This window comes from Achromobacter xylosoxidans (assembly GCF_002192695.1).
GTDB classification, from domain to species: Bacteria; Pseudomonadota; Gammaproteobacteria; order Burkholderiales; family Burkholderiaceae_B; genus Achromobacter; species Achromobacter xylosoxidans_C.
In genome coordinates this window covers 56040-71454 of sequence record NZ_MTLG01000054.1, presented here as the reverse complement: position 1 = coordinate 71454, position 15415 = coordinate 56040, and the positions used below count along the sequence as shown (strand labels likewise).

The 15415-nt window shown below is 65.7% G+C and carries 12 protein-coding genes; 2 read left to right on the top strand and 10 right to left on the bottom strand.

The annotated features are described in order from the left end of the window. Positions 1-26 precede the first annotated feature (26 nt). Positions 27-1253: a muconate cycloisomerase family protein gene (locus tag BRO63_RS08290; RefSeq protein WP_088139263.1), complete on the bottom strand. Its 1227-nt coding sequence runs from the start codon at positions 1251-1253 to the stop codon at positions 27-29. Positions 1254-1410: 157 nt separating this feature from the next. Here BRO63_RS08290 and cynR point away from each other — a divergent pair, with 157 nt between their 5' ends. Next, complete coding sequence (gene cynR / locus BRO63_RS08285) at positions 1411-2322, top strand: transcriptional regulator CynR (RefSeq protein WP_088139262.1); 912 nt, start codon at positions 1411-1413, stop codon at positions 2320-2322. A 24-nt stretch (positions 2323-2346) separates the two neighbouring features. Here cynR and BRO63_RS08280 read toward each other — a convergent pair whose 3' ends face one another. Next, on the bottom strand, positions 2347-3210 hold the full coding sequence (locus BRO63_RS08280) for a LysR family transcriptional regulator (RefSeq protein WP_088139261.1): 864 nt from the start codon (positions 3208-3210) through the stop codon (positions 2347-2349). Positions 3211-3318: 108 nt separating this feature from the next. On the opposite strand from BRO63_RS08280, the gene BRO63_RS08275 reads away from it, so the two are divergent. Next, complete coding sequence (locus tag BRO63_RS08275) at positions 3319-3711, top strand: tautomerase family protein (protein WP_088139260.1); 393 nt, start codon at positions 3319-3321, stop codon at positions 3709-3711. 81 nt (positions 3712-3792) lie between these two features. On the opposite strand, the gene typA is transcribed toward BRO63_RS08275, so the two are convergent. The 8 genes from typA to scpB all read right to left on the bottom strand — a co-directional run bounded on the left by typA (position 3793) and on the right by scpB (position 15403). Then, the gene (typA, locus tag BRO63_RS08270) at positions 3793-5616 is read right to left on the bottom strand and encodes a translational GTPase TypA (RefSeq protein ID WP_088139259.1); all 1824 of its coding nucleotides are present in this window, start codon (positions 5614-5616) and stop codon (positions 3793-3795) included. Beyond that, positions 5613-6365 carry a tRNA pseudouridine(55) synthase TruB gene (gene truB, locus BRO63_RS08265; protein WP_088139258.1) on the bottom strand — a complete coding sequence of 251 codons (753 nt, stop codon included), beginning with the start codon at positions 6363-6365 and terminating at the stop codon, positions 5613-5615. Before truB ends, typA begins: the two co-directional genes overlap by 4 nt. A gap of 37 nt (positions 6366-6402) precedes the next feature. Continuing rightward, positions 6403-6804 carry a 30S ribosome-binding factor RbfA gene (gene rbfA / locus BRO63_RS08260; protein ID WP_088139257.1) on the bottom strand — a complete coding sequence of 134 codons (402 nt, stop codon included), beginning with the start codon at positions 6802-6804 and terminating at the stop codon, positions 6403-6405. 22 nt (positions 6805-6826) lie between these two features. Continuing rightward, positions 6827-9874 (bottom strand): translation initiation factor IF-2, encoded by a 3048-nt coding sequence (infB, locus tag BRO63_RS08255; protein ID WP_088139256.1) that lies wholly within the window; start codon positions 9872-9874, stop codon positions 6827-6829. 91 nt (positions 9875-9965) lie between these two features. Continuing rightward, positions 9966-11444, bottom strand: a complete 1479-nt coding sequence (gene nusA, locus BRO63_RS08250) for a transcription termination factor NusA (protein ID WP_088139255.1) — start codon at positions 11442-11444, stop codon at positions 9966-9968. Continuing rightward, on the bottom strand, positions 11441-11944 hold the full coding sequence (gene rimP / locus BRO63_RS08245; protein ID WP_088139254.1) for a ribosome maturation factor RimP: 504 nt from the start codon (positions 11942-11944) through the stop codon (positions 11441-11443). Before rimP ends, nusA begins: the two co-directional genes overlap by 4 nt. A 400-nt stretch (positions 11945-12344) precedes the next feature. Then, entirely contained in the window at positions 12345-14144 is a 1800-nt protein-coding gene (gene rluB, locus BRO63_RS08240) for a 23S rRNA pseudouridine(2605) synthase RluB (protein WP_179215056.1), read from the bottom strand. 35 nt (positions 14145-14179) lie between these two features. Beyond that, a complete protein-coding gene (gene scpB, locus BRO63_RS08235; RefSeq protein ID WP_088139252.1) occupies positions 14180-15403 on the bottom strand; it encodes an SMC-Scp complex subunit ScpB in 1224 nt (407 codons plus the stop codon). Between the last annotated feature and the right edge of the window lie 12 nt (positions 15404-15415).

Here is a 15415-nt window from a genome sequence, read left to right as displayed (position 1 = left end):
TTGGAATGATCGGGGAAAGTGGTGGGTCAGGTCGCGGCTGCCTCGCCGCGGCGGCCGAAGTCGACCGTGACGGGCGTCAGGCCTGCCCTTGCGCGGTCAAAGCGTTCCAGCCGTTTTTCGTCGACGGCGACGCCAAAGCCAGGGCCGTCGGGAAGATGGAGTTCGAAGTCGCGCACGGCCATGGGCTGCTCGACGATGTCGTCGACCAGCAGCTGCGGACCGAACAGCTCGCAACCATGGTGCTGGTCCGACAGCGTGGAAAACACATGCGCGGACGCCGCGCTTCCCAGCGAGGTCTCCAGCATGGTGCCGCCGTACCAGCCTATGCCCGCGGCTTGCGCCACCGCCGCGACTTCGCGCGTGCGCAGCAGCCCGCCATGCTTGGCGACCTTCAAGGAAAACACGTGGCAGGCGCGCTGCGAGGCCAGCATGTAGGCGTCCTGCGCGGAGCACACGGTTTCGTCCGCCATGATCAGCGCGGCCGAGCCCAGCGACTGCGTCGCCTCGCGCAAGGCCTGCACGTCCCACTTGGCCACGGGCTGTTCGATCAGCGTCACGCCGGCCTCCACCAGCTGCGGCAGATAGCGGCGAGCCGTGTTGCCGTCCCAGGCCTGGTTGACGTCCACCGTCATGTCGGCGCGGCCGTCCAGGCCGCGCGCGATACGGGTCACGTGCGCCACGTCATCCGCCGGGCTGCGCGCGCCGATCTTGAGCTTGAACAGGCGATGGCGGCGCGCCTGCATCATTTGCTCGGCCTCCTCCAGATCGCGCTGCGAATCGCCGCTGGCAAGCGTCCAGGCCAGCGGCAGGCGTTCGATGCGCTTGCCGCCCAGCAACTGCCAGGCCGGCACGCCCAGGCTGCGCGCCACCGCATCGATCAGCGCCATTTCCACCGCGCTCTTGGCAAACGCATTGCCCTTGCAGACGGCATCGAAGCGATTGATGTGTTCGGCGAACCTGCGCGCATCGGCGCCCGTCACGGCGGGAGCCAGGTAATTCTGGATCGCATGCAGGATGGTTTCCGGCGACTCCTCGTTCCAGGACGGTCCGCCTATCGTGGCCGCCTCGCCAAACCCGCAGGCGCCATTGGCCAGCCACAGCTGCACGATGACCGGGCTTTGCCGGTTGATGGCGCCGAACGAGAACTTGTGCGGCCGGATCGTCGGGATGTCGACGATTCTTGCGTGGATGCGCTCGATGCGCCAGGAGGCGTCGTCTGGCGTGATCGGTGCCTGGATCGAAACGGATGTCATAAAGCCTATAGCCCTGCCATGAGTGATACAGGCAAGATTAGGGCCCGGCCGGTTTTGCATCCAATGATTTATATTGCATTTATTGTTCGATACTATCGAATGATAAATCCACCCATCATTGACCGTCCGTTCCGGCTTTGCGCCAGGAGTCCCGCCGATGGAATTGCGCCAGCTACGCTACTTTCTCAGCGTCGCGGAAACCGAGCACCTGACCCGTTCGGCCGACGCCCTGCACGTCACCCAATCCACCCTGTCGCACGGCCTGCGCCAGCTGGAAGAAGAGCTGGGCATGCCCTTGTTCGACCGTATCGGCAGGGGCTTGCGCCTGTCGCAGGCAGGCCGGGTGCTGCGCGACCACGCCAGCCGGGCCTTGCAGGAGGTCGAAGCCGGGAAAATGGCCCTGGCGGATCTGGCGGGCTTGCAGGCCGGATCCCTGACCATAGGCGTCATCCCCACCTTCCTGACCCATTTCGTGCCGGACGCCGTGGCCAGCTTCAGCCTCGCCTTTCCCAAGGTCCAGATCCAGGTGCGCGACCTACGGGCCGGCCCCATCGAAGACCTGCTGGTCAGCGGCCAGCTGGACCTGGGCATCTCCTTCCATCCGGCGCTGCGCGAGGAAATCGAGGCGCAACCGCTGTTCGACGAACGCCTGCAGGTGGTGGTCGGCAAGAACCACCCGCTGGCCGCGCGGCGCAGCCTGCGCATGCGCGATCTCGCGGGCGTGCCGCTGGCGCTGCTGCCGCGCAGCTTCGCCACGCGCCGCATGATAGACGCGGCCTGCGCCCAGGCCGGCTTGATACCCGAGGTGCGGGTAGAGATGGAATCGGTCGACGCCCTGATCCACCTGTGCCGGCAGGGCGAGCTGGCGACCATCGCCGCCGAGCATGCGGCGGGTGCAGCCGGCTCGGGGTTGACGAGCATCGCCCTGACCGACCCGACCACCATCCGCCGCGCTGCCATCCTGTGGCGCAAGGAAGCGTCGCGCAGCCGCGCGGCGCAGGAGTTTGCCGCCCGGCTGCTGGACGCGGTGCAGCGCCTGCCGGGCTCGGCGGGCGCAAGCCGCCGCTGAAACACGCTCCCATGCCGGGCGGACCTAGCCCAACGCCTTGACGATGGCCTCCCGAGCCAACCCGACGAATTCGCTTTCCCCCGCCCTTGCAGGCAACAGGCGGAATTCCGCCATCGGCAGGGCCGGCAGGCCAGGCGCGTGCAGGCGAGCCATGCCGGCCCCCAATGCGGATTCATTCAGGCAAGCCACGCCCAGCCCGGCAGCGACGGCCAGTTGCAGGCCGGCCACCCCGGACGCGACGTGCGCCACCGAATAAGGAACGTCGCGCCGCGATAGCAGGCGCTCGACATACTGCCGCAGCGCGCAGGTCTCCGGCAGCACCAGCAAGGGCAAGGCGTCCCGCGCCGGCGCGGCGGCGCCTTCCGCCGCCATCCACAGCAGCGGCTCGCGCCGCAGCAGCGCCCCTTGCGCCCGGCCGCGGGCGGCGCCGCGCTCCTGGATGCGCATGGAAATGCCCACGTCGATCTCGCCCCGCTCGTAGGCGTCCTCGATGGCGCCGCTCTTCATGATGGTGACGTGCAGGCGCACCTGGGGATATTGCTCGTTCAGCCGGCGCAGCATGCGCGCCACGTCGCCGGGGCGGAAATAGTCGGTGATGCACAGGCGCAATTGGCCACGCAAGGCCACGCCGCGCAGGTCGCGGTAGGCCTCGTCGCTCAGCGCCAGGATGGCGCGCGCATGCGTCAACAGCCGCTCGCCCGCGGCCGTGGCCACGACGCCGGCCTTGCCGCGCACCAGCAGCGGCTGCCCTGCCCGCTCTTCCAGCTTGCGCATCTGTTCGCTGACCGACGACTGCGACAGGAAGACCTTGGGCGCGGCCGCCGTCAGACTGCCGGCATCCAGCACGGCGACCAGGGTGCGCAGTTGATCAAGGTCGAATCCGGACATGGCCTATCCAACGGGATTATCGATGGATGAAATCGTAATTTCCCGCTTTTCCGATGTCAATCCGGATCCTAGACTGGCTGCACGCCTTCAAACCAACGGAGTTCAGCCATGCCTCACATCGTCGTCCATCTGTCCGGCCAGTCCGATCCCGCCGTCAACCGCCGCGTGGTGCAAGCCGTGGCCGGCCTGACCCAGTCCGTGCTGGGCAAGCAGCTGCCCGTCATCGCGATCACGCTGCAGCACATTCCCCACGATCTCTGGTTCATCGGCGGCCAGCCCCTGTCCGAACTGGGTAAGAATGCCTTCCACCTGGACATCAGCGTCACCGACGAAACCAATACCAAGGCCGAGAAGGCGCGCTACATCAAGGAGATCCACGCGGCATTCCAGGACATCCTGGGCAAGCTGCATGAATGCTCCTACGTGCACGTGATCGACGCGCGCGCGGCCGCCTATGGCTATGGCGGGGTGACGCAAGAGTACCGGCACCAGCACGCATGACGCCGCAGGACGAAAAAAAACGCAGCCCGCAGGCTGCGTTTTTCTGATGCCACGCGCAGCACAAGGCTGCGCGCAGTTCCATCAGACGGCGGATTCGCGCGCGGCGCGCTTGCGCTCGTTTTCCAGCAGGAAGCGCTTGCGCAGGCGGATCGACTTGGGCGTGATTTCCACGAGTTCGTCGTCGTCGATGAATTCCACGGCGTATTCCAGCGACATCTGGATCGGCGGAACCAGGCGCACGGCTTCGTCGGTGCCCGAGGCGCGCACGTTGGTCAGCTGCTTGCCCTTGATGGGGTTCACGACCAGGTCGTTGTCGCGGCTATGGATGCCGATGATCATGCCTTCGTACAGCGCATCGCCCGGGCTCACGAACATGCGGCCGCGATCCTGCAGCTTCCACAGGGCGTAGGCCACGGCGTCGCCGTGATCCTGGCTGATCAGCACGCCGTTGCGGCGCTCGCCGATCGAGCCTTCCTTGATGGGCGCGTATTCGTGGAAGATGTGGCTCATCAGGCCGGTGCCGCGCGTCAGCGTCAGGAATTCGTTCTGGAAGCCGATCAGGCCGCGGGCCGGGATCAGGTATTCCAAGCGGGTACGGCCGCGGCCGTCCGGCTGCATGTCCTGCAGGTCGCCTTTGCGGCGGCCCAGCTCTTCCATCACGCCGCCTTGGTGGGCGTCTTCGACGTCGACGGTCAGCGATTCGAACGGCTCGCACTTCACGCCGTCGATATCCTTGAACACCACGCGCGGGCGCGACACGGCCAGCTCGTAGCCTTCGCGGCGCATCGTTTCCAGCAGAATGGTCAGGTGCAGTTCACCGCGGCCCGACACTTCAAACACCGTGTCGTCGCCCGTGTCGCGCACGCGCAGCGCCACGTTGGACTTCAGTTCGCGGTCCAGGCGGTCGCGCAGCTGGCGGCTGGTCACGAACTTGCCTTCGCGGCCGGCCAAAGGCGAGGTGTTCACCATGAAGTTCATGGTCAGGGTGGGCTCGTCGATGCGCAGCATCGGGAACACGTCCTGGGTGGCGGTGTCGGTCACCGTGCAGCCGATGCCCAGTTCTTCGATGCCGTTGATCAGCACGATATCGCCGGCTTCGGCTTCGTCCACGACGATGCGCTCCAGGCCGTGGAACTTCAGCACCTGGTTGATGCGGCCGCGGCCGCCCTGGCCTTCAGGACCGAACTTGTAGGCGACTTCCATGCCGGGACGCATGCGGCCGCGGTTGATGCGGCCCACGCCGATCTTGCCGACGTAGCTGTTGTAGTCCAGCGAGATGATCTGCATCTGCAGCGGACCGTTGGGATCGTCTTCGCGCTGCGGCACGTGTTCGAGAATGGCTTCGAACAGCGGGCGCATATTGCCTTCGCGCACATCGGGGTTCAGGCCGGCATAGCCCGACAGGCCCGAGGCGTAGATCACCGGGAAGTCGAGTTGCTCGTCGGTGGCGCCCAGCTTGTCGAACAGGTCGAACGTGGCGTTGATGACGAAGTCGGTGCGGGCGCCCGGACGGTCGACCTTGTTGACCACGACGATGGGCTTCAGGCCCAGGGCCAGCGCCTTGCGGGTCACGAAGATGGTCTGGGGCATGGGGCCTTCAACCGCATCCACCAGCAGCAGCACGCCGTCGACCATGGACAGCACGCGCTCGACTTCGCCGCCGAAGTCCGCGTGTCCCGGGGTGTCGATGATGTTGATGTGCGTGCCTTCGTATTCAACGGCACAGTTCTTGGCCAGAATCGTAATGCCGCGTTCTTTTTCCAGATCGTTCGAGTCCATGACCCGTTCGGTCAGCGCCTGGTTTTCGCGGAAGGTGCCGGATTGGCGCAGCAGCTGGTCGACCAGGGTGGTTTTACCGTGGTCCACGTGGGCGATGATGGCGACGTTGCGCAAGGCGCGAGTCATAGCGAGTCCTTTAAGGTCAGGGTGGAGGGCAGCAAGCCCTCCGGCAATTCGTTCAGTGCAAGCAATGCCTGCTTGGGGTCTGGCATGGCCTGCAAGGCATCCAGCGCAACGGCGCGATCCAGGGAAAACGGCCCGACGTGCGTGCGCCGCAGCGCCGTCAGGTGGGCGTAACAGCCCAGCACGCGCCCGATGTCCTGGGCCAGCGTCCGGATGTATGTGCCTTTACTGCAAGCCACATCGATCTCTGCCTCGGTCCCGTTCAGGGACAGCAGTTCGATGCGGTAAATCGTGATCTGGCGCGGCGGCCGTTCCAGCTCGATGCCGGCGCGCGCGTACTCGTACAAGGGCTTGCCGTCGCGCTTGAGCGCGGAATACATGGGCGGAATCTGCTCGATCGTGCCCGAGAAACGTGACAGCGCATCGCGCAGCGCCTGCTCATCCACCGTAAAGCCAGGCTCGGCGGTCGACACGACATTGCCGGTCAGGTCGCCAGAATCGGTTTCAGAGCCAAATTGCAGCGTAGCGCGATATGCCTTGTCGGCGTTGAGCATCGCGCCGGAAATCTTGGTCGCGCGGCCCATGCAGCACACCAGCAGGCCGGTGGCAAAGGGATCAAGCGTGCCGGTGTGGCCGGCTTTCGCCGCATCCATGGCGCGTTTGGCGCGTTGCAGGGCGTGGTTGCTCGACAAACCCACGGGTTTGTCGAGCAACAGCACACCGTCGAGCGTAAGCCCGCGTCGTTTAGCCATCGTCGGAATCCGGTTTAAAGCAGTGACGACAGCCCGATCAGGACTGGTCTTCAGGTTCGTCGGGCACGCCCGAGTGCGGGCCGGGCCGGTTTGCGCGGTCGATGAGGATCGACATTTCGATGCCACGGGCGATCTGCTCGTCGTGGAAGAAGCGCAAAGTGGGGACAGTGTGTATGTGCAGCAGCTTGTACAGCTGGGAATGCAGCCAACCGGCTTTTTCGTTCAGCAAGGCGGTCGCGGCTTCGGGCTCGGCGCCCAGAACCGTGAAATACACCTTGGCATGCGCGTAGTCGGTCGACAGTTCCACACCAGAGAGCGTGATCAGTCCAGCGCGGGTCATGTCGATCTCGCGCTGGATGATCCCGGCCAGATCCTTCTGGATCTGGTCGGCCAGCCGCAGATTGCGGCCGGGGATGGCTTTGGACTTGTGACGGCTCATTAGAAAGTGCCTCGCGGACGCCTTACAGCGTACGCGCGATTTCCTTGATTTCAAAGACTTCCAGCTGGTCGCCCACCTGGATGTCGTTGTTGCCGCGCAGCGTAAGGCCGCAGTCGAAGCCCGACTTGACTTCCTTGACGTCGTCCTTGAAGCGGCGCAGCGAATCGAGCTGGCCGGTCCAATGCACCACGTTGTTGCGCAGCAGGCGGACTTGCGAATCGCGACGCACCAGGCCGTCCAGCACCATACAACCGGCAATGTTGCCGATGCGGGAAATGCTGTAGACCTCGCGGATCTCGACCAAGCCGATGACTTCTTCCTTCTTCTCGGGCGCCAACATGCCCGACATGGCTGCCTTCACTTCATCCACGGCGTCGTAGATGATGTTGTAGTAGCGCACGTCGATGCCGTTGTTCTCGGCCAGCTTCTTGGCGCTGGCTTCGGCGCGGACGTTGAAGCCGATGACGACGGCGTTCGAGGCGATGGCCAGGTTGATGTCGCTTTCCGAGATGCCGCCCACGGCGGCGTGCACGACCTGCACGCGCACTTCGTCGGTCGACAGCTTGGTCAGGGACTGCACCAGCGCTTCCTGCGAAACCTGGACGTCGGTCTTCACGATCAGGGCCAGGGTCTGCGTGCCCTCGCCCAGGTTGTCGAACATGGACTCGAGCTTGGCGGCCTGTTGGCGGGCCAGCTTGACGTCGCGGAACTTGCCCTGGCGGAACAGCGCGATTTCGCGCGCCTTGCGCTCGTCGGACAGCACCATCAGCTCGTCGCCAGCGGCCGGCACTTCGGTCAGGCCCTGGATTTCCACGGGGATCGACGGGCCGGCTTCCTGGATCGGCTTGCCGTTTTCGTCGAGCATGGCGCGCACGCGGCCGAAGCTTGCGCCGGCCAGCACCACATCGCCGCGTTTGAGCGTGCCGCTCTGTACCAGGATGGTCGCGACCGGGCCACGGCCCTTGTCGAGACGGGCTTCGATCACCAGGCCCTTGGCGGGCGCGTCGACGGGAGCCTTCAATTCCAGCACTTCGGCTTGCAGCAGCAGGTTTTCGAGCAGATCGTCGATGCCCTCGCCAGTCTTGGCCGACACGGACACGAACGGCACGTCGCCACCGTATTCTTCCGGCACCACTTCCTCGGCGACCAGTTCCTGCTTGACGCGGTCGGGGTTGGCGCTGGGCTTGTCGATCTTGGTCATGGCCACGACCATCGGAACGCCTGCGGCCTTCGCGTGGTGGATGGCTTCGCGGGTCTGCGGCATCACGCCGTCGTCGGCCGCGCAGACCAGGATGACGATGTCGGTCGCCTTGGCGCCGCGGGCGCGCATGGCGGTGAACGCCTCGTGGCCCGGGGTGTCAAGGAAGGTCACCATGCCGCGTTCGGTCTGAACGTGGTAGGCGCCGATGTGCTGCGTAATGCCACCGGCTTCGCCCGCGGCAACCTTGGCGCGGCGGATGTAGTCCAGCAGCGAGGTCTTGCCGTGGTCGACGTGGCCCATGACGGTCACGACCGGCGCGCGCGGCAGCTGCTCGGTTTCCGACACGCTGGCGGTTTCGTCCAGGAAAGCTTCCGGGTCGTCCAGCTTGGCGGCGATTGCCACGTGGCCCAGTTCCTCGACCACGATCATGGCGGTTTCCTGGTCCAGCACCTGGTTGATGGTGACCATCTGGCCCAGCTTCATCAATTGCTTGATGACTTCGGCGGCCTTGACGGACATCTTGTGGGCCAGGTCGGCCACGCTGATGGTTTCCGGCACGTGGACTTCACGCGCGATGAATTCCTGCGGCGCCGGCTCGTTGCGGCGATCGTTCTGCTGGTTGCGGCCACCACGGCCGCCCTTGCCGCCACCCTTGCCGCCGGCACGCCAGCCGTCACGGCTGGCCGGAGCTGCCGGCTTGTCGGCGGGCTTCTTGCGCGAGGCGTCATCGGACCAGGTCGAAGCGACTTCGGCGGTCTTGATGGTCTTCTTCGCGCCGGGAGCGGCGGGCTTGGCGTCCTTCTTGGCGCCAGGAGCGGCGCCCGGCTTGCCGGCAGGCTTGTGCAGCGTGCCCGAGATCGGCGCCGCAGCAGCGGGCGCTTCCGGTTCGGGAGCGCGCAGCACCTTGCGCGGACGGTTCAGCATCTCGCGCAGAGCGGCGGCTTCGGCCTCGGCCTTGCGGCGGGCCTCATCGCGGGCTGCCGGCGCGGCGGAAGCCGCGAGGGGCGGGCCGGCGCGGCGGTTGTCCGCGCGGTTGCCTACCTTGACGGCGGGCGCGGCGGGCTCGGGCTTCGCGGCGGTTTTGACGGGTTCGGACTTCGCGGCAGGCTGAGCCTGGGCGACAGGCGCGGCGGCCTGGGAGGATGTTGGTTCGGACTTATTGGCTAGCACAACGGGTTCCGGCTTGGCTTCTTCAGCCTTGGGCTCGGTGGATTCAGTCTTGACTTCGGGCTTGGCCTCTTCGGCCACGGGCTCGGCAGGAGCAGGCGCCGGCGTCGGTTCGGGTTCAGGCTGGGCCTGGACTTCGGCGGCTTGCGCCTCGACGGGAGCGGGCGCTTCGGCCGCGACGGATTCAACAGGCGCGGGCGCTTCAACCGGCGCGGGCGCTTCTGCAGCAACGGGCTCTTCCGCCTTGACGGGGGCAGCAGCCTCCGCCTGGACGGGAGCGGCCTCGCGAGGAGCGGCCGCAGCGGGAGCCTCGGGTGCGACGGGCGCCGACACCTGCGGCTCCGCGTCGACGGCGGCTTCCTCTTCGGCGCGCGCGGACGCGGCCTGTTCCAGGGCGATTTCGGAGGGATCACGCTTGACGAACACGCGCTTCTTGCGTACTTCGACCTGGATCGTGCGCGAGCGGCCGGTGGCATCCGCCTGGCGGATCTCGGACGTCTGGCGACGCGTCAAGGTGATCTTCTTGCCTTCGGTCGCACCATGGGCGCGACGCAGCGATTCGAGCAATTTCGCCTTGTCGCTGTCGGTGACGGAATCGTCGACCGATTTGAGGTCAACGCCAGCCGAGCGCAGCTGATCCAGCAGCACATTGGCAGGCATTTTCAGCTCGGTAGCGAACTGCGCGACGGTATTACTCGACATTAGGCTCTCTCTTCCCTATATGCAGCTATTACAAACAACGTGAACTCGCGGCGGCGGATATCCCGCCCGCCGCGGACCCGTGTCCTTTTGGTTATTCCTCGTCGAACCAATGGGCGCGGGCACGCATGATGAGGTCGCTGGCTTCCTGTTCGGTCAGGCCGGCGATTTCCGCCAGCTCGTCCGTCGCCAGTTCGGCCAGATCATCACGCGTATGCACTTGGCGCTCGGCCAGCTTGGCAGCCAGCTCGGACGTCATGCCTTCGAGTTCGAGCAAATCCTGCGCGGTCTCAAGGCGCTCTTCCTGGGCAATCGCCTCGGTCAGCAGCGCATTGCGGGCACGGGCGCGCAACTCATTAATGGTGTCTTCGTCAAAGGCCTCGATTTCCAGCAGTTCCTGCATGGGCACGTAGGCGATTTCCTCGATACCGGTAAAACCTTCGTCGATCAGGATGTCAGCGACTTCCTCGTCGACGTCCAGCTTGCTCATGAACGTGGCGCGCAGGCCCGAACGCTCGACTTCCTGGCGGTTCAGGCTTTCTTCCGGCGTCATGATGTTGATCTGCCAGCCGGTCAGCTCGGAAGCCAGGCGCACGTTCTGACCCTTGGCGCCGATGGCCTTGGGCAGGTTTTCCTCGTCCACCACGACGTCCATCGCGTGCTTGTCTTCATCAACGACGATGGACTCGACGTTGGCCGGCGCCAGGGCGCCGATGACAAACTGCGCGGGGTCTTCCGACCACAGCACGATATCGACCTGCTCGCCGCCCAGCTCGTTGCGCACGGCGGTCACGCGCGAACCGCGCATGCCCACGCAGGTGCCGATCGGATCGATGCGCTTATCGTATGCCACCACGGCGATCTTCGCACGCACGCCGGCGTCGCGGGCCGCGGCCTTGATCTCCAGCAGGCCCTGCTCGATTTCGGGGACTTCGTTCTCGAACAGCTGGCGGATGAATTCCGGCGCGGTGCGCGACAGGATCACCTGCTGGCCGCGCGCGGCGTGGTCTACGCGCAACACAAAAGCGCGGACGCGGTCGGCCACCCGGAGGTTTTCCTTCGGGATCATTTCGGAGCGCGGCAGGCGCGCTTCGATCTTGCCGGTTTCGACGATGGCGTCGCCCTTGTCCATGCGCTTGATCGTGCCGGACACGATGGTCTCGCCACGGTCCAGGAAGTCATTGAGCACCTGCTCGCGCTCGGCGTCGCGGATCTTCTGCAGAATGGCCTGCTTGGCGGCCTGCGCGCCGATGCGGCCGAACTCGATGGGTTCGAGCGGCTCTTCGATGTACTCGCCTTCCTTGATGCCGGGAACGATTTCCAGCGCGTCCGACAGCATTTCCTGCTTGTCGGGCTCTTGCAGGCCAGCCTCATCGGGCACGACCAGCCAGCGGCGGAAGCCTTCGTGATCGCCCGTGTCCCTATCGATGGCGACACGGATGTCCGCATCGTCCTTGAAGCGCTTTTTCATCGCCGAGGCCAGCGCGCTTTCCAGCGCTCCGAACACGACGTCGCGCGTGACGTTCTTTTCACGCGCCAAGGCATCGACCAACAGAAGAATTTCGCGACTCATCGCTTTTTGCCCTTGAAATCCAGAACGGGATCCAGTTTTGCACGTTCGATATCGTCGATCGTGAAATTCAATACCTGGACTTCGTTCTTTTTTGCCTCAAATTCGAGACCGAACACGGTCTGTTGCACCCCAGCAGCCGCATCGGAGGCTGCGGCGTCGTCTTCGGGCAAAGTCAATATGCCGGCAAAGACCTTACGGCCGTCCAATGCCTCGCGCAGCTTGATTTCGATGCGCTCGCCTGCGAAACGGCGGAATTCAGCCTCGTTGCGCAGCGGGCGGTCCACGCCCGGCGAACCGACTTCCATCCGCTTGTAGTCGACATTTTCGACTTCGAACACCCGCGACAACTGGCGGGACACCTGCTCACAGTCTTCGATGCGCACACCGCCGACCCGATCGATCGTGACGCGCAAAAGGCCCAGGGCGGCACGCTCGACGTCCACGAGTTCGACGTCCATGCCGGCCAGAGCCTCTTTGGTCAATGCGAATAAATCAGCCATATACTCAAAAAAAATGGGCTGTACGCCCAGCCCACCGTATTGCACAGAGCCCAGCCGCCACCCTACTGCACGTAAGGAGCAATGCTGGGCAGTGCCCTATATTGCGACCTAAATTTGGCTTGCGCCGCCCTGGCCATTCTTGACCCGCCGCTCCAACCCGCAATCCGGGCCAGGCGGCACCAGGCGCAAAGTCCGATGCAAACTGCCAAGGCTGCCGCCGTCATTCCCTGCTGTATTTGCCCGCATTTTGCTTGCGGGCACGCAAAAGGCAACGACACGAAGCCATGAAAACCATTGATTTTACCAGATAAACTGGAAAAACGCCTGATTCGTCACGGGCTTACGTTTATGCGGGACATATCCCACGCGGCGGCGCGGCCAGCGCGCCGCCCAGAGACCCTCAGCGACCCTGACGGCCACGCCCGCCCATCACGCCCAGGCGGGATTCATGCGCCGATGCGCCGCGCGGCTGCCAGTCATCACCACGAGGACCCGACGAGGCATTGCGGGGCGCACGCGGCTTGCCGCCAGCGCCTGGTCCCTTATTGCCAGAACCGCCCGATTTATTGCCGCCACGGCCGCCGCCAGTACCCGCACCAGCACCAGCACCCGCCGGCTTGCCGCCGCGGCCGCTGTTGCCGCGCGCACCGGCAGGCTTGCCGCCGGCCGGCCGACGGCCGCCAGCCGGCGCCTCCGCCGTGTTGCCGGTGCCGGCCTCGGCCGACACGACATTGCCCGGCTGGCCACCCGCAGCCGCCGCGCGCGGACCGCGCGGCTTGCCGCCGGTTTTTCCGCCGGGCTTGCCGCCCTGCTTGTTGCCAGGCTTGGCGCCGCCCGCCGCGGCACGGCCGCCGCCGGACTTGCCGCCCTTGCGGTTGCCGCCGGCGCTCTCTCCCGACAGCGGATGGCCATTGGCATAACCGCCGGCAATCATCAAGCCCGTGCCGAAAGGATCCGAGGGACACGCAGCCGCCTGGCCCGCGCTGCCCAGGCGACCACCCTGCAACTTGCCGCGGCGACCGATGCGGGCGCCATTCATGCCGTTGCGGTCCATGGTGCCGAAGCCCGGGGGCAGCGCACTGTCATGCGACTGCGGCTGCTTGGAGCGGCGGCGGTTGCCGCCGGATTCGTCATCGTCGCGCACCAGCCCCAGCTGGACCATCAGGGCCGTAACCAGGGAGGAATCTAGCTCCTCCCAGCGGCCGCGGCGCAGCGTGCGCGGCAGGACCACATCGCCGAAACGGGTACGGATCAGCCGGCTGACCGTGACGCCCACGGCCTCGAACATGCGGCGGACTTCGCGGTTGCGGCCTTCCTGCAGGGTGACCCGGTACCAGCGATTGCTGCCGTCGCCACCCAGATAGTCCAGCGCGCCGAATGCGGCCATGCCGTCATCCAGCTGGATGCCGTCGACCAGCGACTGGCGCTGGGCCTCGTCCATCTCGCCCAGCACGCGGACGGCGTACTCGCGCTCCGTGCCGTAGCGCGGATGCATGATGCGGTTGGCCATGTCGCCGGATGTCGTGAAGATCAGCAGACCTTCGGTGTTCAGGTCCAGACGGCCCACCGACAACCACTTGCCCGTGCGCAGCTTGGGCAGGCGGGCGAAGACGCTTGCGCGGCCGCCCGGATCGTCGTGGCTGACGATTTCGCCGGCGGGCTTGTGATACAGGATCACGCGCGGCGGCTTCTTCGTATTCACGCGCATGATGGGCTTGCCATTGACGCGCACCTGGTCATTGGGCGCCACGCGCTGGCCGATATGGGCCGGCTCGCCATTGACGGACACCCGGCCCGCGACGATCAGCTCTTCCATTTCGCGGCGCGAACCGATGCCGGCATCCGCCAGCACCTTGTGCAGCTTGGGCATGACCGAATCGCTGTTCAGGTACTTGCCCAGGCGCTGCTCCATGCGGTCAGCGGTTTCCAGGTAGGACAGCGCCTGCTCGGCTTCCTGCTCGGTGCCGCGCGATTCCTGCGGTTCGGCCTGGACCGCGGCGGCAGCGGCCGCTGCCGGCTGGGCCTCGCCCGCCGGCGCCTGCTCGGCGGCGGCATCGCCGCGGCGGCGGCGGAACGGCGTTCTCAGCTTGCGGCCCCGGCCGCGGGCGCCCGCCTCGCCTTCAGCCGCCGGCTCGCGCGCGGTGGATTCCGGCTGGCCATTGGAAACGGCATCATCCGAACGGGGGTTGTCGTCCTGCATTGCTGTATTCGTTGTCACTGGGACAGCTCCGAATTTCAAACTTGGGTGGGCCTGCCTGCGGCAGGCTCGTCATCATCTGGGGACGCCGGCTCTCGATCAGCCTCGGGCCGCTCGAAGCCTGCCTCGTCCGATTCCGGGGAGGCGGCATCCGGGCCAGGCCGAACAGGATCGGCAAGACCGGAAGCGGGCTCATGCCCGGCGGCGTCTGGCGCCGCGGTATCGGTCTGGTCAATCGGGTCGGTCGGTTCCGCGTGTTTTGCGTTCTCGACGCTTTCCTTTGCAGCGCCGGCTTCTGGGGCATCGGCGGCCATATCGGAAATGTCGTTGCCAGCCGCATCGTCGGGAAAACCGGACATGGCTGACGTATTGGACAAGCCTTCGGCTTGCTCCCGGACGGTGGATTCGTCGGCGGGATCCGCGCCTTCTTCTGTGCGCGAAAGCACGGATTCTACGCTATCGACGGGAGCTATGGGTACATCCTGTTCCGAAACAGACAATTCCGCAACCGGAATACTGGTTTCAGACGCCACGTCCTCGCCCGCCGCGCCGGCGGGTTCGACTTCGAGACGGGTCTCGGCTTCGCCCTCGGCAGCCAGTTCGCCTGCCGCAACCTCAGGCTGCTGATCGGCCGGCTCGCCACCATCGGCGGACGCATCGCCCTCGGCGGCGGACTCTTCCCCACCCATCACCTGCTGCACTTCGCCCAGATCCAGCCCGGCCAGCGCCGCAGCCGCCTGCGCGGATTCCAGCGCTGGCAGCTCGTCCAGCGCCCGCAGGCCCAGATCGTCCAGAAACTGGCGCGTGGTGCCAAACAGTGCCGGGCGGCCCGGCGCGTCGCGGTGGCCGATGACCTCGATCCAGCCGCGGTCCTCGAGCGCCTTCACGATCTGGGAAGACACGGTAACGCCGCGAATGTCCTCGATGTCGCCACGCGTCACCGGCTGGCGCCAGGCCACGATGGCCAGCGTCTCCATCACGGCGCGCGAATATTTGGGCGGCTTTTCCGGATTCAGGCGCTCAAGGTAACGCTGCATGCGCGGGCGGCTCTGAAAGCGCCACCCGGTGGCCAGCTGCACCAGCTCCAGGCCGCCATCGGCCCAATTGGCCTGCAGCGTTTCCAGAAGCGCGCGCAACGCGCTGTTGTCGAATTGTTCATCGTCCCCGAACAGCTTGCGCATATCGGACAGTTGCATCGGCTGCGCCGCGCAAAGCAGCGCGGTTTCCAACACGAGTATTGCCTCGCTATCGTTCATCGACATTCAAATTCAAAA